Origin of the sequence: Agromyces laixinhei, assembly GCF_006337065.1 — a bacterium.
GTDB lineage: Bacteria > Actinomycetota > Actinomycetes > Actinomycetales > Microbacteriaceae > Agromyces > Agromyces laixinhei.
Map to the genome: position 1 here is coordinate 3,080,436 of NZ_CP040872.1, position 20,010 is coordinate 3,100,445.

23 protein-coding genes are annotated in these 20,010 nt (G+C 69.0%); 12 read left to right on the plus strand and 11 right to left on the minus strand.

Annotation, left to right across the window (positions count from 1 at the left end):
• The first annotated feature begins 377 nt into the window (after window positions 1–377).
• The 6 genes from FHG54_RS14640 to FHG54_RS14665 all read left to right on the plus strand — a co-directional run bounded on the left by FHG54_RS14640 (window position 378) and on the right by FHG54_RS14665 (window position 6,763).
• Window positions 378–851 (plus strand): Lrp/AsnC family transcriptional regulator, encoded by a 474-nt coding sequence (locus tag FHG54_RS14640; protein WP_139417921.1) that lies wholly within the window; start codon window positions 378–380, stop codon window positions 849–851.
• Between the two features lie 58 nt (window positions 852–909).
• Window positions 910–3,036, plus strand: a complete 2,127-nt coding sequence (locus FHG54_RS14645; RefSeq protein ID WP_139417922.1) for an MMPL family transporter — start codon at window positions 910–912, stop codon at window positions 3,034–3,036.
• On the plus strand, window positions 2,999–4,270 hold the full coding sequence (locus FHG54_RS14650; RefSeq protein WP_332310023.1) for a sensor histidine kinase: 1,272 nt from the start codon (window positions 2,999–3,001) through the stop codon (window positions 4,268–4,270). Before FHG54_RS14645 ends, FHG54_RS14650 begins: the two co-directional genes overlap by 38 nt.
• Complete coding sequence (locus FHG54_RS14655) at window positions 4,267–4,893, plus strand: response regulator (RefSeq protein ID WP_139417923.1); 627 nt, start codon at window positions 4,267–4,269, stop codon at window positions 4,891–4,893. The genes FHG54_RS14650 and FHG54_RS14655 overlap by 4 nt, the downstream gene beginning before the upstream one ends.
• 82 nt (window positions 4,894–4,975) lie before the next feature.
• Window positions 4,976–5,431 (plus strand): DUF2871 domain-containing protein, encoded by a 456-nt coding sequence (locus FHG54_RS14660; RefSeq protein WP_139417924.1) that lies wholly within the window; start codon window positions 4,976–4,978, stop codon window positions 5,429–5,431.
• 90 nt (window positions 5,432–5,521) lie between these two features.
• Complete coding sequence (locus FHG54_RS14665) at window positions 5,522–6,763, plus strand: endonuclease/exonuclease/phosphatase family protein (protein ID WP_139417925.1); 1,242 nt, start codon at window positions 5,522–5,524, stop codon at window positions 6,761–6,763.
• Window position 6,764: 1 nt separating this feature from the next.
• Here the strand turns inward: FHG54_RS14665 and FHG54_RS14670 are convergent, their stop codons facing one another.
• Together FHG54_RS14670 and FHG54_RS14675 are read right to left on the minus strand one after the other, a co-directional pair.
• Complete coding sequence (locus FHG54_RS14670) at window positions 6,765–7,298, minus strand: hypothetical protein (RefSeq protein WP_139417926.1); 534 nt, start codon at window positions 7,296–7,298, stop codon at window positions 6,765–6,767.
• Between the two features lie 39 nt (window positions 7,299–7,337).
• Entirely contained in the window at window positions 7,338–7,952 is a 615-nt protein-coding gene (locus FHG54_RS14675; RefSeq protein WP_139417927.1) for a histidine phosphatase family protein, read from the minus strand.
• A 202-nt stretch (window positions 7,953–8,154) separates the two neighbouring features.
• Between FHG54_RS14675 and FHG54_RS16420 the strand changes: the two genes are divergently transcribed.
• Together FHG54_RS16420 and FHG54_RS14680 are read left to right on the plus strand one after the other, a co-directional pair.
• Window positions 8,155–8,379, plus strand: a complete 225-nt coding sequence (locus FHG54_RS16420; protein WP_168197194.1) for a hypothetical protein — start codon at window positions 8,155–8,157, stop codon at window positions 8,377–8,379.
• Between the two features lie 4 nt (window positions 8,380–8,383).
• Window positions 8,384–10,669 carry an ATP-binding protein gene (locus tag FHG54_RS14680; RefSeq protein WP_168197195.1) on the plus strand — a complete coding sequence of 762 codons (2,286 nt, stop codon included), beginning with the start codon at window positions 8,384–8,386 and terminating at the stop codon, window positions 10,667–10,669.
• Here FHG54_RS14680 and FHG54_RS14685 read toward each other — a convergent pair.
• The 4 genes from FHG54_RS14685 to FHG54_RS14700 all read right to left on the minus strand — a co-directional run bounded on the left by FHG54_RS14685 (window position 10,653) and on the right by FHG54_RS14700 (window position 13,829).
• Window positions 10,653–11,453 (minus strand): bestrophin-like domain, encoded by an 801-nt coding sequence (locus FHG54_RS14685; protein ID WP_139417929.1) that lies wholly within the window; start codon window positions 11,451–11,453, stop codon window positions 10,653–10,655. The two genes, FHG54_RS14680 and FHG54_RS14685, sit on opposite strands and share 17 nt — an antisense overlap.
• 76 nt (window positions 11,454–11,529) lie before the next feature.
• Window positions 11,530–12,141 (minus strand): response regulator transcription factor, encoded by a 612-nt coding sequence (locus FHG54_RS14690; RefSeq protein ID WP_210415436.1) that lies wholly within the window; start codon window positions 12,139–12,141, stop codon window positions 11,530–11,532.
• Window positions 12,138–13,286 carry a sensor histidine kinase gene (locus FHG54_RS14695; RefSeq protein ID WP_139417930.1) on the minus strand — a complete coding sequence of 383 codons (1,149 nt, stop codon included), beginning with the start codon at window positions 13,284–13,286 and terminating at the stop codon, window positions 12,138–12,140. Before FHG54_RS14695 ends, FHG54_RS14690 begins: the two co-directional genes overlap by 4 nt.
• A 48-nt stretch (window positions 13,287–13,334) precedes the next feature.
• A complete protein-coding gene (locus FHG54_RS14700; protein WP_139417931.1) occupies window positions 13,335–13,829 on the minus strand; it encodes a DUF6069 family protein in 495 nt (164 codons plus the stop codon).
• Window positions 13,830–14,018: 189 nt separating this feature from the next.
• On the opposite strand from FHG54_RS14700, the gene FHG54_RS14705 reads away from it, so the two are divergent.
• Window positions 14,019–14,597, plus strand: coding sequence for a dienelactone hydrolase family protein (locus tag FHG54_RS14705; RefSeq protein ID WP_139417932.1), 579 nt, complete (start codon window positions 14,019–14,021; stop codon window positions 14,595–14,597).
• A 45-nt stretch (window positions 14,598–14,642) separates the two neighbouring features.
• Here the strand turns inward: FHG54_RS14705 and FHG54_RS14710 are convergent, their stop codons facing one another.
• Together FHG54_RS14710 and FHG54_RS14715 are read right to left on the minus strand one after the other, a co-directional pair.
• Window positions 14,643–15,536, minus strand: a complete 894-nt coding sequence (locus FHG54_RS14710) for a TerC family protein (RefSeq protein WP_139417933.1) — start codon at window positions 15,534–15,536, stop codon at window positions 14,643–14,645.
• Window positions 15,537–15,583: 47 nt separating this feature from the next.
• Entirely contained in the window at window positions 15,584–16,117 is a 534-nt protein-coding gene (locus FHG54_RS14715; RefSeq protein ID WP_139417934.1) for a dihydrofolate reductase family protein, read from the minus strand.
• Between the two features lie 160 nt (window positions 16,118–16,277).
• Between FHG54_RS14715 and FHG54_RS14720 the strand changes: the two genes are divergently transcribed.
• The gene (locus tag FHG54_RS14720; RefSeq protein WP_139417935.1) at window positions 16,278–16,688 is read left to right on the plus strand and encodes a hypothetical protein; all 411 of its coding nucleotides are present in this window, start codon (window positions 16,278–16,280) and stop codon (window positions 16,686–16,688) included.
• A gap of 2 nt (window positions 16,689–16,690) precedes the next feature.
• On the opposite strand, the gene FHG54_RS14725 is transcribed toward FHG54_RS14720, so the two are convergent.
• Window positions 16,691–17,170, minus strand: a complete 480-nt coding sequence (locus FHG54_RS14725) for a recombinase family protein (protein ID WP_139417936.1) — start codon at window positions 17,168–17,170, stop codon at window positions 16,691–16,693.
• 172 nt (window positions 17,171–17,342) lie between these two features.
• On the opposite strand from FHG54_RS14725, the gene FHG54_RS16425 reads away from it, so the two are divergent.
• The gene (locus FHG54_RS16425) at window positions 17,343–17,501 is read left to right on the plus strand and encodes a hypothetical protein (RefSeq protein ID WP_168197196.1); all 159 of its coding nucleotides are present in this window, start codon (window positions 17,343–17,345) and stop codon (window positions 17,499–17,501) included.
• Between the two features lie 466 nt (window positions 17,502–17,967).
• On the opposite strand, the gene FHG54_RS14735 is transcribed toward FHG54_RS16425, so the two are convergent.
• Window positions 17,968–18,393, minus strand: a complete 426-nt coding sequence (locus FHG54_RS14735; protein WP_139417937.1) for a DUF6069 family protein — start codon at window positions 18,391–18,393, stop codon at window positions 17,968–17,970.
• Between the two features lie 94 nt (window positions 18,394–18,487).
• Between FHG54_RS14735 and FHG54_RS14740 the strand changes: the two genes are divergently transcribed.
• The gene (locus tag FHG54_RS14740; protein WP_139417938.1) at window positions 18,488–18,994 is read left to right on the plus strand and encodes a MarR family winged helix-turn-helix transcriptional regulator; all 507 of its coding nucleotides are present in this window, start codon (window positions 18,488–18,490) and stop codon (window positions 18,992–18,994) included.
• A gap of 27 nt (window positions 18,995–19,021) precedes the next feature.
• Here the strand turns inward: FHG54_RS14740 and FHG54_RS14745 are convergent, their stop codons facing one another.
• Complete coding sequence (locus FHG54_RS14745; RefSeq protein ID WP_139417939.1) at window positions 19,022–19,993, minus strand: alpha/beta fold hydrolase; 972 nt, start codon at window positions 19,991–19,993, stop codon at window positions 19,022–19,024.
• Window positions 19,994–20,010 lie beyond the last annotated feature (17 nt).

Genomic DNA, 20,010 nt, shown 5'->3' on the forward strand with positions numbered 1-20,010 from the left:
CGAATCAACAGAACGATTGATGTCGTCGTTCAGGATGCCACAGCCCGGGCGCTCCTCGACGGCCGTGCTCGCTCGGGGCGGAGCGATGCGTGAATCACGACGCGGCGCTCCGCCCCTGCAGATCTGGTGTGCGGTCGAAGAGGATGCGGGTGCTGCACGGCGGGCTCGTGGCCCGTGCGCATCGAGGCCATGCCTTGTGGGCTTCGGCTCGACCCGACCGCTGATCCGACCTGTTCTCCTGCAACGAATCCCAGGTGACCATGGCGCGTTCTGCACACCATATGAAACGCTGACCAGCCGTGATGCGCAAGCTCACTCGCCAGACTTGAACGATCTGACTAGTCTGGTCGCAGCACTGACCTCAGGAGTGATCAAACATGGCAACCTCGATCGACGCGACCGACCGACGCATCCTTCTCGCCCTCGACGAAGACCCCCGCATGCCGGTTGCGCTGCTGGCGCAGCGCCTCGGGCTCGCGCGTGGCACCGTTCACGCGCGGCTCGAGCGGATGAAGACGGGTGAGTTGCTGCGACCGCATTCCACACGCATCCGCCCGCAGGCCCTCGGACGCATCGTCGCGGCATCCGTGCGTGCCGAGCTCGACCAGCACCTGATCACCGAGGCGATCGAGGCGCTGAAGTCCATCCCCGAGGTGCTCGAGTGCTTCGCTCCGGCAGGCGATGACGATCTGCTCCTCCGCGTCGTTGCGACGACGCCCGATGATCTCTACCGCGTGAGCGAAGAGATCCGCCTGTGTCCGGGGATCGTGCGCACCTCGACGAGCCTGTTCCTGCGCGAGGTCATTCCTTACCGGGTGTCGGGCCTGTTGGGGTCTCAATCGAACGGTTGAGTGAGGTTTCAACCGCGCGCGCGATGTCCGGATGCCGCAGGGTTGATGGACTTTCCGCATGTCTGAAATTCGGGTTCGCCGTTCCCTGCCCGAGCGCCTCACGTCTCGTCGAGGTGCCTGGGTCTCCATCGCCGTCGTGCTGCTCGCATTCGTCGCGCTGTTCGGTCTGTTCGGTCAAGCCGATGCCCCAGCGGGCTCGGATGTCGCTCCGCCGACGTCGGAGTCGGCACAGGTCGAAGAGGCGCTGACGCAGTTCCCGAACAACGACGAGCAGTCCGTGCTCATCGTGGCCGCCCGAGACGACGGTGCTGCACTCAGCGACGCCGACCTCGCCGCGTTGACGGACCTCGTGCCGGCGATCGACGCGGAGACGGGGCTCGAGGCATCGCCGCCGTTCACGAGCGACGATGGCGACGCCGCCGTCATCCAGACCCCCATCACCGTCGGCGAACACAACGGCGAGAACGCGGAGACGATCACGTCGCTCCGCGATGTGCTGGCCGCGAATTCCATCGACGGGGTGAGCCTCCAGGTGACCGGCGGCCCCGCATTCGGTGCGGATATCTCGGCCGCCTTCGACGGGGCCGATTTCACCTTGCTCATCGTGACCATCGCGATCGTCGCACTGCTGCTCATCCTGACGTACCGCTCGCCGGTGCTCTGGCTGATCCCGCTCGTCGTGGTGGCGTTCGCCGATCAGCTCGCGGGGAAGGTCACCGCTGCGGTCGGCACCGCCTTGGACCTGCAGTTCGACGCCGGCATCATCAGCGTTCTCGTGTTCGGCGCCGGAACGAACTACGCCCTGTTGTTGATCTCCCGCTACCGCGAGGAACTCGGCAAGACCGACGACCACCGTGCCGCGCTGGCCTCGGCCTGGCGAGCGACCGCGCCCGCCATCGTCGCCTCGAACCTGACCGTGGTGATCGCACTCGCCACGCTCGTGCTGGCGGTCATTCCCGGCACCCGTGGCCTCGGCATCTCCTCAGCGGTGGGGCTGCTCATCGCGTTGGCCGCGGTGCTGTTCGCCCTGCCGCCCGTCCTCGCCGTCTGCGGGCGCAGGGTCTTCTGGCCCTTCGTTCCCCGCCCGGGCCAGACCCGGCAGCAGGGGCGCGTCTGGCACGGCGTCGCGACCCGCGTGGTGCGCCGCCCCTGGGTGGCGCTCGTCGCGGGTGCCGCCCTGCTCGCGGTGATGGGCGCGGGCCTCTTCGGCACGTCGATCGGGCTCAGCCAGACCGAGAAGTTCCGCGTCGCATCCGAATCCGCAGCGGGCCTCGAGACGCTCTCCGAGCACTTCCCACCCGGCGAAGCGCAACCGATGGTCGTCGTCACCGACAGCGGCGAGACGAACGAGGTGATCAACGCCATCGAAGACCTCCCGGGCATCGTCCGGGTCACCCCGACCGGAGATTCGGAGGACGGATCACTCACGAAGCTTCTCGTCACCGGTGAACCGGCTCCGGGTACGCAGGACAGCCTCGACCTCGTCACCGATGTCCGCGATGCCGCTCACGGCATCACCGGCGCCGAAGCTCTGGTCGGCGGCCCGGTGGCCGCGGATCTCGACGCCCGCGACGGCAACCTCAGAGATCTGCTGGTCATCGCCCCGCTGGTGCTCGCGGTGAGCTTCGTCGTGCTCCTCATCCTGCTCCGCTCCCTCGTCGCGCCGTTCCTGCTGCTGTTGGTCAACATCGCGAGTGCGGTGGCTGCGATCGGAGCAGGCGCCTGGCTGAGCCGGGTGTTCTTCGACCAGGACGCACTCGACCTGCAGGTTCCGTTGCTGTCGTTCCTGTTCCTCGTCGCGCTCGGCATCGACTACACGATCTTCCTGGTGCACCGGGCGAAGAACGAAGCCGTCGAGTACGGCACCCGCCAGGGCATGGTGCGGGCCGTCGCCGGCACCGGCGGGGTGATCACGAGCGCCGGCATCGTCCTTGCCGCAGTGTTCGCCGCACTCGGGGTGCTGCCGCTCGTCACCCTCGGACAGCTCGGTCTCATCGTCGGACTCGGCGTCATCGTCGATACCCTCGTGGTACGCACGGTCATCGTGCCGGCGATCTTCAGCCTCGTGGGCGACCGGATCTGGTGGCCGGGACGTGCACCCCACGCCCGGAGAGCCACGTTCACGCCGCAGGATGGAGAATCGGGTCATGAGGATCATGTCAGGGAACCCGCAACCGTCGGATGAGGCGACCCCCGGCGAGCAGGCGGCGCGGACCTTGAGCGCGATGGTCCGGTCGATGCAGGCCGGACAGCACCTGATCACCGCCCTGCTCCTCATCATCGGGGCCGGCCGCGCCCTCGCCGACGGCACGCAGGTGGCACTGATCCTCGTCTCGAGCCTGGCGTTCGCGGGGTGGTACCTCGGCGGCGCCATCCTCGCGAGCCGGACCCGTGATCGGGCGCTGGGTGCGTGGTGGCTCGTCGGCCTCGCCGTGATCTGGGTCGGCACGGTGGCGGCGTCGGTCGAATTCGTGTGGCTGGCGTTCTCGCTCTGGCTCCTCGCCGGCCATCTCCTCCGGTGGCGCTGGGCGGTGGTGTTCTCGGTCGTGGTGTTCGCCGTGGTCGCGGCGACACCGCTCGTGCACACCGGAACGACGAGCTACGCCAACCTCATCGGCCCGCTCGTCGGCGGGGTGTTCGCGCTCGGGATCTCGCGCGGCTACGTCGAGCTCATCCGGGACGCCAGGGAGCGTCAGCGGCTCGTGGCCTCTCTCGTGCAGGCCCAAGCGGAAATGGCGGATCTGCATGAGGAGCTTGCACACACCCAGCGCGAATCCGGAGCGATGGGCGAACGAACCCGTCTCTCCCGAGACATCCACGACACGATCGCGCAGGGGCTCTCCTCGGTCACGCTGCTCGTTCACGCCGAACTCGAGAACCATCCCGAGAGCGAATCGGCCCGGGTGCTCCGTCAGATCGAATCGATCGCCGGCGACAGCCTCAACGACGTTCGTCGGATCGTCGCCGCGCTGGCCCCCGGCGAGCTCGAAGCGGGCGCTCTCGCCGGCGCCCTGCGGCGCATGCTCGACCGGCTCGCAGAAGAGACGGGGCTTCAGGCCGAACTCCATGTCGACGACGGATTCCCTGCCCTGCCCACGGCCGCGGAGGTGGCACTGCTTCGAACCGCGCAGTCGGCACTCGCGAATGTGCGGTTGCACGCCGGCGCGAAACGTGTGGTCGTGAGCCTGGCCGATGTCGAAGACGCGATCCGACTCGACATCGTCGACGACGGCCGCGGATTCGATGCCGGCGTCTGGGACACGGGGTCGAACCGGGTCGAACTCGGCGGATACGGGCTGCACTCGATGCGGGCCCGCCTGCGGGAGCTCGGCGGCGGGCTCGATGTGGAGAGCGCGCCCGGCGAGGGCACGGCGCTTTCCGCCCACGTGCCGCTCGGACGAACGATGGAGGAGCGATGAAGAAGACGATCACCGTGCTGCTGGTCGACGACCACCCGGTCGTCCGCACCGGCCTTCGGAGCCTCTTCGAGCGGAACGACGAGGTCGACGTCGTCGGCGAGGCCGCCACGGGCGAGGAGGCAGTCACCCTGTCGGACCACCTTCACCCCGATGTCGTGCTCTGCGATCTCCGCCTCGGGCCCGGAATCGACGGCGTCGCCACCACCGCGGCACTGCGCGCACAGGATCCGGCGCCGGCCGTCATCATCCTCACCACCTTCGACCGCGACGTCGAGATCATCCGGGCCATCGAGGCCGGCGCGGCCGGGTACCTGTTGAAGGATGTCTCACCCGACACGATCGTCACTTCCCTCCGTGAAGCCGCCGCAGGCGGAATGGTCCTGGCTCCCGAGATGGCCAGGCGCGTCGTCGAGGGCATGCGCAAGCCGAGTCTCAGACTCACCGAGCGCGAGATCGAGGTACTCCGCCTCCTTGATCAGGGAGCCTCGAATCGTGAGATCGCTCGCACCCTGTTCGTGACCGAGGCGACCGTGAAGACCCACCTCGTGCACCTGTTCTCGAAGCTCAACGTCGAGAGCAGGGCCAAGGCAGTGACCCTCGCACGCGAGACCGGACTCATCTGACCGAAAGGCGTGGAGATCAACCGTTCGGGTGATCCGCCCCGCGCGCCGCACCGGCAACATGGAACGGAACGAAAGGGATCCGATGCACAAGCTCTTCTACGCCGCCTTCTTCTACATGCTCGTCGGAGTGGCCTCGGGGCTGTTCTACCGCGAGTTCACCAAGATGAACGACTTCCCCGAGGGGCAGTTCACCCAACTCGGCCTCGCTCACACGCACCTGCTCACGCTCGGATTCATCGTGCTCCTGATCGTGCTGCTCCTCGAGAAGGTCTTCACGCTCTCACGCAGCAAGCTCTTCGCGTGGTTCTTCTGGGTCTACAACGCCGGCGTCGTCCTCACCTCTGCGATGCTGATCACGCACGGCATGCTGACCGTCGTCGGTGAGGAATCCGGCGGCATGATCGCCGGAATCGCCGGACTCGGCCACATCCTCCTCACGGCCGGCATGATCCTGCTCTTCCTCGCCCTGCGCACGGCGCTTCGTGCAGGCAGCAGTGCCCCCGGCATTCCGGCAGCAGCCGAGGCACCCACCGCGTAGCCGGCCCGGGGCATCCGCACCCTTCCGGTCGACGCGATCTCTCCCTAACGTTGGGGATATCGCTTGCCGACCCCCAATGAAGGAGTGCGCATGTCCACGAGACGTCGCCTGCCCGCCATCCTCGCCGCAGCCTCGATCGGCGCCCTGACCGCCACGGCCCTGGCCGCCACGCCTGCAACGGCACACGACTGGTGGCCAGGTTCCGCCGAGCTTCGCGTGGCCACCTACAACCTGTCGCTCAACCGAAGCGAGCCGGGCGCGCTCGTGGCTGATCTCAGCACGGGCACGAACGCCCAGGCCAAGACCGTGGCGGAGGTCATCCAGCGCACGAACCCCGACATCGTGCTGCTCAACGAGTTCGACTACGTCGAGGGCGGTGTCGCCGCCGACCTGTTCCGCGACAACTACCTCGAGGTCTCCCAGGGCGGCGCCGACCCGGTCGAGTACCCGTATGCGTTCGTCGCCCCGTCGAACACGGGTGTTCCGAGCCGATTCGACCTCAACAACGACGGCACGATCGGCGGCGGCGACGACGCGTTCGGATTCGGCCTCTTCGAGGGGCAGTACGGCATGGTCGTGCTCTCGAAGCACCCGATCGTCGAAGACGAGGTGCGCACGTTCCAGCACTTCCTCTGGAAGGACATGCCGGGCGCACTGCTGCCCGACGACCCGACCACGCCAGAGCCGGCCGACTGGTACTCGGCCGACGAACTCGAGGTCATGCGCCTCTCGAGCAAGTCGCACTGGGACGTGCCGATCGAGGTCGGCCGCACGACGATCCACGTGCTCGCCTCCCACCCGACGCCGCCGACGTTCGACGGCCCCGAAGACCGCAACGGCCTGCGCAATCACGACGAGATCCGCTTCTGGGCCGACTACATCACGCCGTGGTCGTCGCGGTACATCCGCGATGACGCCGGCGAGCGCGGCGGCCTGAAGCTGCGCGACTCCTTCGTGATCGTCGGCGATCAGAACGCCGACCCGGTCGACGGCGATTCAGCGGATGCCGCGATCCACCAGCTCCTCGAGCATTGGCGCATCACCGATCCGCTGCCGACCTCCGACGGGGCGGTCGAGGCAGCCGCCCTGCAAGGCGGCGCGAACCTGGCGCACCTGGCCGATCCCGCATACGACACCGCCGACTTCAACGACAACCCCGAGCCCGGAAACCTGCGTGCCGACTACGTGCTGCCGTCGCGCGGCCTCCGGGTGAACGACGCCGGCGTGTTCTGGCCCGTGCAGGCCGACCCGCTCTCGGCGCTCACGGGCACCTACCCGTTCCCGTCGAGCGACCACCGGCTCGTGTGGGTCGATCTGCGGGTGCGCCGCTGATTCAGGCCCCGCCCGGCAGGCCCACCCGGTCGGGCACCGCGCCGACCACGCGGGGCAGCCACGACTCCACCTCGGGCCAGGGGCGGCCGGTCGGCAGGTGCCGCAGCAGTCCCGCGAGCGAGGCGGCCTCGGGCCAGGGGATGACCCGGATCGGCGCCTCCGAGGCGAGTACGCCGAGCCACCAGTGCCGCCACGTGATCGGCAACTCCTCGGGGTGGAGCACGACGTAGTAGTCGGGGACGCTGATGGCGCGGCGCCCCGCGGCCTCGACCGCGCGATCGATCTCGAGTTCGAGCACGCCGAAGGTCGACTGGTCGTCGAAGAACTCGACCCAGGCGGCGGCGACGTGCCCGAGCGGGTCGTGATCGTGCACGAGGTAGGGGGCATTCGCGGTCGTCGACCAGCGCGTCACCTCGTCGTCGGATGCTCCCTCGAAGCTCTCCGTCCGAACGTTCGCGAAGCCGTGGAGGGCGTGGATCGCCGACGCCGCCTCGTCGCCGACGACGACCAGTGTGGTGCTGGCCGGAGCCTCCATTTTCGAATTGTACGTTCGACTGCGACGGAAGTCAGGCCGTCAGCTCGCGAGTCGCAGCTCCGCAGCGCGCTCGTCGAGGCCGATCAGCACTTCGTCGAAGTCGACCCCGCCCACGGTGTGCACGCGCCACGCGGCATCCGTGAACCGCACGAGCGATGACGTGGCGTTCTCGAGCTTCGGGTAGTGCCGCATCTCGTGGCCGCTGATGGTCGCGAGCGTGTGCCGGATGAGCATGCCGTGCGCGACCGCGAGCACGCGGGCGCCTTCGTGCTCTCGGGCGATGCGATCGAGACCGCGGATGCCGCGGGGCCCCACTTCCGCGTTGGACTCCATGCCGGCGAAGTCGCGATCCGGCCAGTGCGTGTCGAGCTCTCCGGCGAACGCGCCCTCGGCTGCGCCGAAGTTCTGCTCGGTGAGTTCGTCGTAGCTGCCGCCGAACGGCAGCCCGAGCGCCCCGGCGATGATCTCGGCCGTCTCGCGCGCCCGGCCGAGAGGTGAGCTGACGACCACGTCCCACGTTTCACGCTCGAGCGCGGATGCCGCGATGCGCGCCTGCTCGCGACCGGTGTCGTTCAGCGGAATATCGGTGCGACCCTGCATGCGCGCCGCGAGGTTCCAGTCGGTCTGTCCGTGGCGGATGAGGGCGATCAGCATGCGTTTCAGCGTAGGCGGGGGCGACTGGGCGGATGCTGCGAGTCGAAGCCGGGTGCGAACGCGTCAGGGCAGAACCTGAGGAAACCTCCGTGCGTTGTACGGATGTGGCAACGGCGGACCGGGCGCACGCTCGTGAGTACATCGCGAGTACGAATCGCGGGCACCACCAAGAACGTCACAGATCACCAGAAAGACACAGATCATGCACATCCGTACGTTTCTCATCATCCCTGCCGCCCTCGTCGTGGCCGTCCTCGCCGGTTGCGGTCAGGGCCAGGCATCGGGCGTCCGTGCCGGATCCGAGCGGCAGTTCGTGCCGTCGAGTTCGGTGTGTTACGAGCCCTGGTACATCCGCCAGCACGCGCCCGACGGCCTCTGCGCCGAGACGACCGTCGTCGACGACCGGTCACCGCTCGGGGGCCCGTGACACCGTGACCATCGGCACGGGGCGGGCGACCGCCCGGCTGCGGCATCCGCTTCCCGGGTCTACACTGGGCGCCGTGACCGGGCAGTCGCTCACGCCTCGTGAGAGCGCGGTGCTGGCCGCCATCGAGCGGCGTCTGAACAACCCCGAGATCGCCGCGGAGTTGTTCATCTCGGTGCGCACGGTCGAGAGTCACATCGCGAGCCTCAAGCGCAAGCTCGGTGCCGAGAACCGTGCACAACTCATGGCTTCGGCGGAGGACCGGCGTGGTCATGCGGCGTCGGTGCGCCTTCCACGGAACGCGTTCGTCGGCCGCGACGACGACCTGGCCACGCTCGCCGAGCAGGTCGACCGGCACCGCCTGATCACCGTCGTGGGCCCGGGCGGTGTCGGAAAGACGCGGCTCGCACTCGAGTTCGCGAGCCACGTGCACGGTGAGCGCCTGCCGGTCATCGTCGAACTCGAGCACGCCGAGCCGGGCGATGTCGTCGCCCGCATCGCGAAGGCCCTCGGCCTCGAGGCCGCCAGCGGAATCGACGTCGCCGCCTGCATCGCCGTCGCCCTGGCCACGCATTCGTACCTGCTCGTGCTCGACAACATCGACCGCGTCGGGCCGGCCGTCGCCTGGGCGGTGGGCCGAATCCATACCACCGCACCCGACCTGCGGGTGCTGACGACCTCCCGCACCCCGATCGGCGACGACGCCGAGCACATCCACCCGCTCGCCCCGCTGGCGGCCGACGGCGCGGGTGCCGCGTCGGTCGCCATGTTCCTCGACCGGCTCGGCGCACACGGGCGGCACGGCGACCTCGCATCGCCCGGATCGCGCGGCCACCTCGCCTCCCGTGCCGAGATCGACCTCGCCGCCGAGATCTGCGCCCGCCTCGACGGCCTGCCGCTCGCGATCGAGCTCGCGGCGGCGTGTGCGCGGCACCTCTCCCTCGCCGAGCTCGCGTCTCGTCTCGAGCGGGACTTCGCCACGCTCGACCGTGCTGTGCCGCTCGGGAGGCACCGCACGCTGGAGACCGCGTTCGAGTGGACGTGGGACCTGCTCACCGACGAGGAGCGCGACGTGCTCTGCCGTCTCGCTGCCCTGCCCCGAACGTTCGACGTCGATCTCGCGGCCGCCGTCACCCACCCGGGCGCGGAGGGCGACGTGCTGCGGCTCCTCGACCACTCCATGCTCGTTCCGGCCGGAGGGTATCCGCGCCGATTCCGCCTGCTCGCCGTGATGCGCGAGTTCGTGCACGCGCGCACCGATCCCGCCATCGTGCGCGAGGTGCTCGAACGGCACGCCGAATACCACGTCGAGATCGTCGAGGACTTCGTCAGCCGCGCCCGCGTCGACAACAGCCCCGAGGCGCAGAATCGATCGGTCGGCCTCTGTCCCGAAACGAACGCCGCGCTGCGCTGGACGCTCGCTGCGGGGCATCCGCTCGCCCTGACCTTCGCTGCCGACCTCTCGATCGGCATCGAGCAGTACGGATCCGACGTCGACAGCCTGGGCTCGATCGCCATGGCCGCCCGAGACGAGCGGGTGCTCGCCGAGGCATCCGCCGGGCAGCTCCTCGTCATGGGAACGGCGCTCGCCTACTACGATCTGCAGATCGTCGACGAGCTCGCGGGGCGGGCGCTCGAGGTGGCGCGCGCGCACCCCGACGACGCCCGCACACGGCTCGCGGCCGAGCATCTCGCCGGCCTCGCCGACGGATACAGCGGCCGCCAGGAGTCGGCGCTGCTGCACCTCGATGAGGCGGAGCGCATCGCCGCCGAACTCGACGAGTCCTGGGAGTTGGCGGCCGTACACCACACGCGCGGCCTCGCGCTGCGCGGCGCAAGTCGGGAGGATGCGGCGAGGGCGATCGCCGAACTCGAACAGGCGATGCGCGGCTACGCACTGGCGGGCGACATGCTGCACGCCAGCAGCGCGCGCTTCAACATGGCGCTCATCTCGGCAGAGGCAGGGCTCGAGCCCGCGCAAGCAGCACGGTGGGCGGGCGAGTGCGCAGAATACGCGGCGTCGATCGGCAATGAGCACGAGCTCGCGCACGCTCACCTGGTGCAGCAGATGCTGCAGGTTCCGGATGCCGCGGAGAGCCTCGACGAGCTGCTCGAGGCGTTCCGCCGGCTCGGCGACCTGCGCTGCGTGACGCGGTGCATGCTCCTTCAGGCGGATCGGGCGGAGCCGCGGGGCCGCAGGCTGCTGCTCGAGCGAGCGCTCGAGTTCGCCGATGCGGGCGGTGACCGCGCGAATCAGACGGCGATCCGCGAGCGCCTCACCGCGATGGTGTGACGTCGATGATCTGTTCGAGCACCCGCTCGTATGCTCCGGGGTCGATCGAGATCACCCCCGCGTAGGGATGGTCCATGTCGGCCGTGAGAAAGATGACGAGGCCGACGAAGAGCGCGAGCAGCCCGGCGACGAGCATGTGCAGTCGCGTGTTCTTCACCTGGACGAACGCGATCAGCACCGCGTTGACGGCGGCGCCGACCCAGATGACGAGCCAGAAGAGCGGCGGCAGGGCCAGGGCGGTGGCATCGATGCGCGCCCGCCGCGACTCGACGAGGTCGTCGAAGGTGGCGAGCGCCTGCCCGAACTCGGCCTGATCAGCGAGACTGTCGGTCTCGACGGAGTGCAGGAGCTGCTCGAACTCGTCGATCTGTTCGTCGCTGGCGCCGGGGAGCCTGCCCGCCGCCTGGTCGGGGAAGTCGATCTCGATGACCGAGTGCATGTACTCGTCGAGCACCTCTCGCATCGGGTCGCCGTATTCGTCGGGCAGGCCGGTGGTGGCACGGTAGAGCGCGCCGACCTGGCCCGCCTCTTCGATCGTGGCCTGGCGCGTGTCCGAGAAGTCCTCGTAGACCGACACCGCCACGAGCGCGAGCAGGATGCCGAAGAACACGCCGAAGGTTCCGATGACGTGGGCGAGGGCGCGATCCCACTCCTTGACATCGGTGACGAGCCGGTGCACGGCCGGGTGGAGTGCGAGCACGATCAGGCAGGAGACCACCACGAAGCCGCCCACGAACAACGGCAGCGTGATCAGGATGCTCGTGTTGTAGAACCAGTCCAGCATGCTCGCTCCCCACACCCCGGTGAAGCACAGGCGCTCCTCGCCCGCCGGTGCCGTTCAGCCTAGGGGCCGCCGCAGTTCAGAGCCATCCCCGCTCGCGAGCGACCGTGAGCGCTTCGAGGCGGTTCCGCACGCCGAGCTTGCCGATCGCGTTCGAGAGGTAGTTGCGCACCGTGCTCGGCGACAGGAAGAGCTGCTCGGCGATGTCGAGGATGGTGGCGCCCTCGGCCGAGGCACGCAGCACGTCGGCCTCACGGTCGGTGAGCGGATTGTCGCTGGCACCCAACGCCTCGGCAGCGAGTTGCGGGTCGACCACCCGCTCGCCCGCCCGCACCCGGCGGATCGCCGCCGCGAGCTGCTCGACCGGGTCGTCCTTCACGAGGAATCCCCGAGCACCTGCGGCGAGCGCACGAGCGAGATAGCCGGGCCGCCCGAAGGTGGTCACGATGACCACGTCGCAGCCCGGCACCGCCTCGAGCAACGGTGCGATGAGGTCGAGGCCGTTTCGCCCGGGCAGTTCGATGTCGAGCAGCACGACGTCGGGACCGAGTCGCTCGGCGGCGGCCACCACCTCATCGCCGCGCTCCACCCCGCCGATGACGGTGAGATCGGGTTCGAGGTCGAGCAGGGTCGTGAGCGCCGAGCGCATCATGCGCTGGTCTTCGGCGATCAGGATCGTCGTCTCGCTCACCGCGGTGCCTCGGCTGCGAGCGGAATACTGGCGGTGAGACGGAACGCCGTGTCCGAGGACTCGACGTCGAGTGCTCCGCCCTCGGCCTCGACGCGGTCGCGAAGGCCCGTGAGCCCGCTGCCCGCACCCGGCGCAGCGCCGCGACCCGCCCGGTGGCCCGGACCGTCATCGGTGATCTCGATGCGGGCGGCATGCGCGGTCACCGTGACCTCGATCGTGCAGTTCCGGGCCGGTGAGTGCCGCAGCACGTTCGTCGCGCCCTCGCGAACCACCCAGCCGAGCACCGCATCCACCGTGATCGGAAGCACCCGATCCGGCAGGCTCACGGATGCCGCGACCCCGGCGTCTTCGAGTGCGTGGCGCGCATTCTCGATCTCCTCGGAGAGGCTGACCGATCGGGAACCGGCGACGACGGATCGCACCTCGCCGAGCGCGTCGCGCGCGATCGTCTCGACCTCCGTGATGTGTGCGGCGGCGGCATCCGCATCTGACGGGATGAGGCGACGAGCCGCCTCGGACTTCACGGTGATGACCGAGAGGGAGTGCCCGAGCAGGTCGTGCAGGTCGCGGGAGAAGCGCATGCGTTCCTCACCGACCGCGGTCGCGGCCAGACGCTCCCTCGTGCGATCGAGCTCGCGCGCCAGCGCGACGTAGTACTGCACGAGGAAGTTGCCGGCGCCGCCTGCGAACGCGGCGAACCCCACGAGCACCGCCGCTGCGAGCGACCAGGTCTCGAAACCGACGGCGAACGCACCGCTCACCGCGATCGCCCCGACCATGCCCATGGCCCACCACCGGCGGATCGCGAGCGCCGCGGCGACCGCGAGGAGCGGGAACAGCAACGCCTGGCCGGTCTGCCAGAGCAGGATGTACCCGGCGCAGAGCAGCAGGAGCGCGACGAAGACGAGCTCCGTCACGACCGTGGGGCGTCGGCGCGCACCGAACGGCAGCGTCACGGCGACGCCGAACACGCCGCCCAGCAGCAGCACGTAGGCGGCACGCGCCCAGTCGGCCGTGGTGACAGCCGCGACGAGCGGGGCGATGAGCAGCACCGGTGCGGCGATGAGCGCGAGCCAGGGCCCCGGCCGGTAGGCGATCCACGCCGGTCGAAGTGAGGTCTTGCGGAGGTCATCGGTCATCGTCATGCGTTCGCTCCCCTCGCCAATCTACGTCACGGGCTCTCTCTCGCCGGGTCATCGCCCGTCGTTTCCGCGGTGCTGCACGCGAGCGGCGCGCGGCAGGCCGATCACGAGTGTCGATCCCGTCGCGACGTGCATCACGAGCAGCACCACGAGCACGGCACCGGCCGTTCCTGTCATGACCGGGCCGAGCAGCGAGAGCGCGAGGAAGGCCCAGCCGACGATCGTGAAGATCAAGCGGCCGCGCTTCGAGACGCGCTCGAGCAGGGCGAGCACGCCCCACGCGGCGAGGCCTGCGACGAGCGTCGCGCCCACGATCGCCGGCGGTGCGACGGTCTGCGCCGTCGCGCCGGCTCCGGCGACGAGGTCGAGGCCGGCGAGCGGAACGGCGATCACCCACACGAGGAGCGGCGACAGGGTCGCTGCCGCGATGGTCGCCGCCCTGCGGAGACGGCGCCCTCGACGGGAGCGGAGTACGCCGGCGGCATCCGCTCGCCCGCGGTCGGTATCGGTGATCGACGGTGAGGTTTCTGCAGTCGTTTCATTCATGTCGTCGACGCTACGAACCACGCCCGCAGCCTGACAGAGTCGGATGTCCCGGCTTCGGTAGGACGAACGTCACCCCCTGTTCGGCATCCGTGAGGCGGCCTGGGCCTCGTCGCGACGGGTCGACATCGCCGGATCGAGGGAGTAGCTTCTCGAACGAATCCAGAGAACGTACGGAACGGGGGCATCCCGATGTCTGAAGTGCTGCTCTTCCACCATGCGCTCGGCCCGAACGAGGGCCTTCGCGCGTTCGCAGACGAGTTGCGCCGGGCGGGCCACACCGTGCACTCCCCCGATCTGTTCGAGGGGCGCACGTTCGCCACGATCGGTGACGGCGTCGCATATGCCGACGAGGTCGGCTGGGGCGAGATCATGACCCGCGGCGATCGGGCGGCAGAGGCGCTGACGAACGACCTCGTCTACCTGGGCTTCTCGCTCGGCGTCGTGCCCGCACAGAAGCTCGCGCAGACGCGGCCGGGCGCCCGCGGTGCGCTGTTCGTCTCCTCGTGCCTGCCCGTCGCCGAGTTCGGCGGGTGGCCGGCCGGGGTCCCTGCGCAGATCCACGGCATGGACGCCGACCCGATCTTCACCGGCGAGGGCGATCTCGACGCCGCCCGCGAGCTCGTGTCGTCGGCCGACGACGCCGAGCTCTTCCTCTACCCCGGCGATCAGCACTACTTCGCCGACTCGAGCCTGCCGAGCTACGACGCGGGTGCGACGGAGCTCCTCACGCAGCACGTGCTCGGGTTCCTCGCCCGCGCCGGCGCATGACGAGCGGGCCGTTCGCCTCCCGGTCGGCGAGCTGAGGGCAGGCGCTCAGCCGAGCCCGGCGCGCTTCTCCGGGGCATCCGACTCGCCCTCGACCGGGCGGCGCGACAGGCCGACCGAACCGGCGCCGGCACCCTTGGAGAGTGCCGCCGACACCGCGACGGACTCGTCGACATCGGGATACTGCTGGCGCAGCTGCACGGCCTGGCGGCGCCGGTGTTCGCGCTTCGCCTTGCGTGAGGAGGCGATCAGGTTCAGTGCCTCGACGAGGATGGCGAACGCCATCGGCGCGTAGATGAGTGCCTTGTCGATGTGAACGCCGAAGCCCTCGGCGATGAGGAACACGCCGATGAGCAGCAGGAACGACAGCGCGAGCATCTTCACCGTCGGGTGCTCGTTCACGAACGTGAAGATGAACCGCGCCGCGAACAGCATGATGCCGAACGAGAGCACCACGACCGTGATGATGACGAGGAGGTTCTCGGTCATGCCGACGGCGGTGATCACGGAGTCGAGCGAGAACACGATGTCGAGCACCAGGATCTGCGCGAGCACCGAGCCGAACGTGATGCGCTTTGGCGCCCCGCCGTGCTCCTCTTCGGCGCCCTCGAGCTTGTGGTGGATCTCGGTGACCGCCTTGTAGACGAGGAACAGACCACCGGCGATCAGGATGAAGTCCTTGATCGAGAAGCCCATCCCGAACCAGACGACGACATCCTCCTTCAGCGTGATGATCCAGCCTGCGAAGAAGACGAGGATGACGCGGATCACCATCGCCAGGGTGAGGCCGAGGTTGCGGGCGCGCGCCTGCTGCTCGACCGGGAGCTTCGACGCGAGGATCGAGATGAAGATGACGTTGTCGACACCGAGCACGACCTCGAGCACGAACAGTGTCAGGAAGACGGCGATGAGGTCAGGGGTGAAGGCGAAGGAGAAGTCCACCCGGCAATGCTAGGCGAGCGAGCGGATGCCTCCGCACCGGTGTTCCGCTATGCAGGCGCATACCTGGCGAAGATGGTTCCGGAGTCGTATCGCTGCACGTCGAGCAGCCGAAGGCCCACCGGATGCGGTGTGCGCAGTCGGACCTCGGCATGGCTGACGATGAACGGGTGGATGCCGACGTGCACCTCGTCGACCAGCCCGGCGTCCATGAGCGTCGCCGCCAGTTGGCCGTAGCCGTGCGAGATGATCGACCCGTACTGCTCGCGCAGGCCGCGCACCGTCTCGGCCACGTCACCCTCGATGAGGGTCGCGTTCCAGTCGAGCGGGCCGGTCAGCGTCGTCGAGGCCACGTGCTTCGGCAGAGCGTTGTAGTGCGCGGCGAAGCCCCGATCATCACTCTGCGCCGGCCAGTACTCGCGGAAGAACTCGTAGCTCTCACGGCCGAGCAGCACCGCGTCGGCGCCGAAGACGAGTTCGTCGGAGTGGCGCACCAACTCCGGATCGTCGACGTCGAACCAGTGCTCCATCTGGTCGAACACCCCGTCGAGCGTCATTTCGAAAGAGACCGTCACTGTTCCCATGCGTTCCAGCGTGCTCCTTCGAGCGTCGGATGTCACGGGCCAGCACCGAGCGGCTGCGGCAGGTGCACCGCGCGCAGGTGTACCGCGCGCAGGTGTACTCTGCGAAGGCTGTCGGCGCCGATGCCCGGCGAGCCCGACCCGGTCGACCGAAGGAGCCAGCGTGCGGATCCGCGCCGTCGATCTGGTCGACGTGTTCGTCTACCTCGTGGTGCTCGGGCTCTTCACCCAGTTCTTGCCGGGCATCATCACCGAGTCGTTCTTCGTCTCGCTGCTCACCGCCGTGCTGTTCAAGCTCGCGCTCGAGGTCATCGCGGTGCTGAAGACGCGAATACTCGACCGCGTGCGGGCGGCGCGCACGGCAGCGGGCAAGACGCTGAACGCGGCGCTGCTCATGGTGCTCGGCGCCGGCAGCAAGTTCGTCATCCTGTGGCTCACCGACCTCGTGTTCGGCGACGCCGTGCAGCTCGGCGGTTTCTTCTCCGTGACGCTGCTCATCATCGTGCTCATGCTGGCGCGCGCCGGTATTCGCCTGCTCATCGACCGCACCCGCCCGCGCGACGGTTCGGCGTAGGCTCAGCCGCGCGCGTCTTCGAGGTGGGGGGCGCCGTGGCTCAGCACCTTCACCACGAGGTTGTGCCGGGCGAGCGTGCGAATCGTGCGCGTGACCTCGTCGCGATCACGGCCGAGCGCACGCTCGTTGGCCACCACGAGCACATCGCCAGCCTGCAGCGTGCCGAACAAGCGGCCGAGCCGCTGCTCCCAGGTCTCGGGCGCCTCGGCCGCAGGGTGCTTGAAGTCGAGGATCGCGACCCCGAAGTCGGCGAGGTCGTTCCGCTGCTCGACGACCGAGGGCATGTCGTCGCGTGCGACGACGAGACCGACGAGACGGGCACCCTCGGGGCGCGCCTTCCACCAGTCCTGGTTGCGCTGCAACTCCTCGAAGCACTCGGGGCAGCCGAGCGCATGGTGCCCGGGGCCGTGGGGTGCGGGCGCAGCATCCGGCATCGATGCCGCCGATTCATCCGTCGTCGACCTCGTACTCAGCTCTGCCATGCGTGCCCTTTCGATCCGGTCCCATTGTCTCGCCGATCGCGGGTCAGCGCGAGCCGCGGAGGGCATCACGCTGCCAACAGGCCGACAACGCCGTACGGGCCACCGAGAGAGGGCGGGCGTCGCGATCTCTCGACGCTCAGCTTCGCGGCGCATCGCCAAGGCGGTCGCCGAGGTGCTCGGCGACGAGCGCTACCGCCGCGCGGCGGCGAGACTCGGTGATCAGGTGGCGAGGGATGCCGCGGGCAGCGCGCTGCTCGACGAGCTCGAGGCCGCTCCCCCTTCGCGAGGCGACCCGGCCACCGGCGAGCGCCCCGTGCCCGAAGCATCCTGACCCGCGCGGGCGACGCTCAGGCACCTGCTGCGCGGGGCGACGCTCAGGCACTGCACCGATCGGCCGGCACTCCGGCACTCCGGCACTCCGGCACTCCGGCACTCCGGCACTCCGGCACTCCGGCACTCCGGCACTCCGGCACTCCGGCACTCCGGCACTCCGGCACTCCGGCACTCCGGCACTCCGGCACTCCGGCACTCCGGCACTCCGGCACTCCGGCACTCCGGCACTTCGGCACTTCGGCACCGATCTCGAGGAGCGGAACTGCCGCCCGGCCCGCTCGAAGAGCCGCCCGTCGTCACGAACGCCTGCTCGATGCCGGCGTTCGTCCCGTGCCAGCGGCCATCTCCCGCAGCACCTCGAGCTCAGCCGGCGCCAGCGCGGCGAGCTGACTCGCATTCGCGACGCGACCCGGCCACCGACGATCGCCCCGTGCACGAGGCATCCTGACCCGCGGGGCGACGGCTCAGGCGCCTGCTGCGCGGCGGCGCAGCATGAAGATGAGCACGATGCCCGCCGCAAGGTGCATGCACCCGAGTGCCACCTTGGTGCCGAGCGTGGCGTCGAGGAAGACGAGTGGCGGCAGCGAGAACACGAGCACGGCGACGGAGATGATCGTCCAAGCCCTCCGTGCATTCGACGTGAGTCGCTCGAGCAACGCCAGCACGCCCCAGGCGGCGAGGGCGAGGGGCAGAGTGCTCACGATCACGAGCAGCGCACTGATCTGCAACGTGCCCACGAGCGGGCTCGTGATCGCGAGTGAGGCGCCGGCGAGTGACGCGACGATCCACACTGCGAGCGGTGCGACCACCGCGACGACCGCGGTCAGCACTCGATATCGGATGCGGGTCGCGCGGGACTTCTCTGCGGTGATGTCGATGGTCGAACTCATGATGGTGATCCTCCTCGTGCACGTGATTCGGTCAGGTATCGGTCGACACGATACCGAGAATTATTTGAAGCGTCAAATAGTTTAGAGTGGGATCATGACCGATGCATCGCCGGGTTCCGACCTGTCCGCGCTCCAGCGCACCGCCTGGATCAGGTTCGCGATCGTCGCTCACGGGATACCGGCCGAGCTGAACTCACGACTCCTCGCCGACTCCAAGATCGGGCAATTCGAGTTCCTGGTGCTCAACCACCTCAAGCTGAGCGACGGGCGTTCCATGGCGATGTCCCGGCTCGCAGTGCTGATGGCATCCTCGCCATCGCGGCTCTCGCACGTCGTCGCCCGGCTGGAGACCGATGGGCGGGTCAGGCGCAGTCGATCGAGCGCAGACGGGCGTGCGGTGGTCGCGACACTCACCGACCGAGGAGACGAGTTGTACCGGGCCGCCGCACCCGGTTACTTCGCCGCCGTGCGAGAGCTGTTCTTCGATCGGCTCGACGAGACCGAACTCGCCGAGCTCGACCGGCTCATGGCGAAAGTGCTGCCCGGCGTCGATGGCGGCGGCATCCTGGCACCGCTCCCGCACCAGGTGGGCGGTGGCTGATCAGTCGCCTGCGAGCAGAGCCCGGGCTCACCCGTCGTGAGCGTCCCAGTACCGTTCCAGCTCCGGTCCGAGCTGCTTCGCAACTTGCATCGGCAGGGAATGGGTGGTTTGCGGCCAGATCGTCACCGACCCGATTCCGATGGCGCGAGCACGGCGAGCCGCCTCGGAACCACCCGCCATGGACTTGTCGGCGGCGAGGTCGACCCGCACGGGCATCGGCAGGGAGTGCCACTCGGCATCGGTGAGCGTTCGCGGCGACAGGGTGACGGCGGCGTAGTGCTTCGAGCCCTCGTCGACCATCATCGACATCGGCGTGCGCTCCCGCACTTCTTCGACCGAGACTCCGCCGATGCCGGCCAGGGCCCAGTCCTTCCACGATTGCGGAACGGGCAGCAGCAGCAGCGTCGCCCACAGGTAGATCGAGGCGGGCATCGGGCGCAGCACCATCACCGGTTCGAGCAGGGTCAGCGACGCGACCCGGGCGGGATGCCTGAGCGCGTGCGTGGCCGCGATGGCACCGCCGAACGAGTGCCCGACGACGTGCGCCGCGCCGAGGCCGAGACCTGCGAGCGCCTGTTCGACCCATGCGGCCTGATCCTCGAAGGAGGTGAAGGGCACGGCGTGGGTCGACATTCCGGAGTCGCCGATGGCGTCCATCGCATAGACCGTGCGACGGCCGATCCACTGCGTCAGGTTCTCGCCCCACATCGGCGCACCCGAACGGATGCCCGGCAGGAGCACGACCGGCGTCGCAGCCCCTCGCCCGGCGTCGGCCGCTGCCCACTCGTAGACCCGCACAGTGCCGAACTCGGTGGCGACGTCGCGGGTGCCGGAAGGATCGGGAATGGTCGCCATCACCTCGTCGTAGGCGCCGCGGTAGGACTCGAAGCCTGCCCGGCTCCGCCATTGCCCCACCTTCGGCCGGCGCGCTGCGGCGAGCCGGTCGATGAGGAGCAGCGACGCGCCCAGTGCCGCGAGAGCGATGAGTGTTCTCCGCATTGATCAACTCCAGAAAT

Bases quoted from the DNA above. Each gene is read 5' to 3' on its own strand.
- FHG54_RS14640 (WP_139417921.1), top strand. From the start codon at position 378: ATGGCAACCTCGATCGACGCGACCGACCGACGCATCCTTCTCGCCCTC.
- FHG54_RS14645 (WP_139417922.1), top strand. From the start codon at position 910: ATGTCTGAAATTCGGGTTCGCCGTTCCCTGCCCGAGCGCCTCACGTCT.
- FHG54_RS14650 (WP_332310023.1), top strand. From the start codon at position 2,999: ATGAGGATCATGTCAGGGAACCCGCAACCGTCGGATGAGGCGACCCCC.
- FHG54_RS14655 (WP_139417923.1), top strand. From the start codon at position 4,267: ATGAAGAAGACGATCACCGTGCTGCTGGTCGACGACCACCCGGTCGTC.
- FHG54_RS14660 (WP_139417924.1), top strand. From the start codon at position 4,976: ATGCACAAGCTCTTCTACGCCGCCTTCTTCTACATGCTCGTCGGAGTG.
- FHG54_RS14665 (WP_139417925.1), top strand. From the start codon at position 5,522: ATGTCCACGAGACGTCGCCTGCCCGCCATCCTCGCCGCAGCCTCGATC.
- FHG54_RS14670 (WP_139417926.1), bottom strand. From the start codon at position 7,298: ATGGAGGCTCCGGCCAGCACCACACTGGTCGTCGTCGGCGACGAGGCG.
- FHG54_RS14675 (WP_139417927.1), bottom strand. From the start codon at position 7,952: ATGCTGATCGCCCTCATCCGCCACGGACAGACCGACTGGAACCTCGCG.
- FHG54_RS16420 (WP_168197194.1), top strand. From the start codon at position 8,155: ATGCACATCCGTACGTTTCTCATCATCCCTGCCGCCCTCGTCGTGGCC.
- FHG54_RS14685 (WP_139417929.1), bottom strand. From the start codon at position 11,453: ATGCTGGACTGGTTCTACAACACGAGCATCCTGATCACGCTGCCGTTG.
- FHG54_RS14695 (WP_139417930.1), bottom strand. From the start codon at position 13,286: ATGACGATGACCGATGACCTCCGCAAGACCTCACTTCGACCGGCGTGG.
- FHG54_RS14700 (WP_139417931.1), bottom strand. From the start codon at position 13,829: ATGAATGAAACGACTGCAGAAACCTCACCGTCGATCACCGATACCGAC.
- FHG54_RS14705 (WP_139417932.1), top strand. From the start codon at position 14,019: ATGTCTGAAGTGCTGCTCTTCCACCATGCGCTCGGCCCGAACGAGGGC.
- FHG54_RS14715 (WP_139417934.1), bottom strand. From the start codon at position 16,117: ATGGGAACAGTGACGGTCTCTTTCGAAATGACGCTCGACGGGGTGTTC.
- FHG54_RS14725 (WP_139417936.1), bottom strand. From the start codon at position 17,170: ATGGCAGAGCTGAGTACGAGGTCGACGACGGATGAATCGGCGGCATCG.
- FHG54_RS14735 (WP_139417937.1), bottom strand. From the start codon at position 18,393: ATGAGTTCGACCATCGACATCACCGCAGAGAAGTCCCGCGCGACCCGC.
- FHG54_RS14740 (WP_139417938.1), top strand. From the start codon at position 18,488: ATGACCGATGCATCGCCGGGTTCCGACCTGTCCGCGCTCCAGCGCACC.
- FHG54_RS14745 (WP_139417939.1), bottom strand. From the start codon at position 19,993: ATGCGGAGAACACTCATCGCTCTCGCGGCACTGGGCGCGTCGCTGCTC.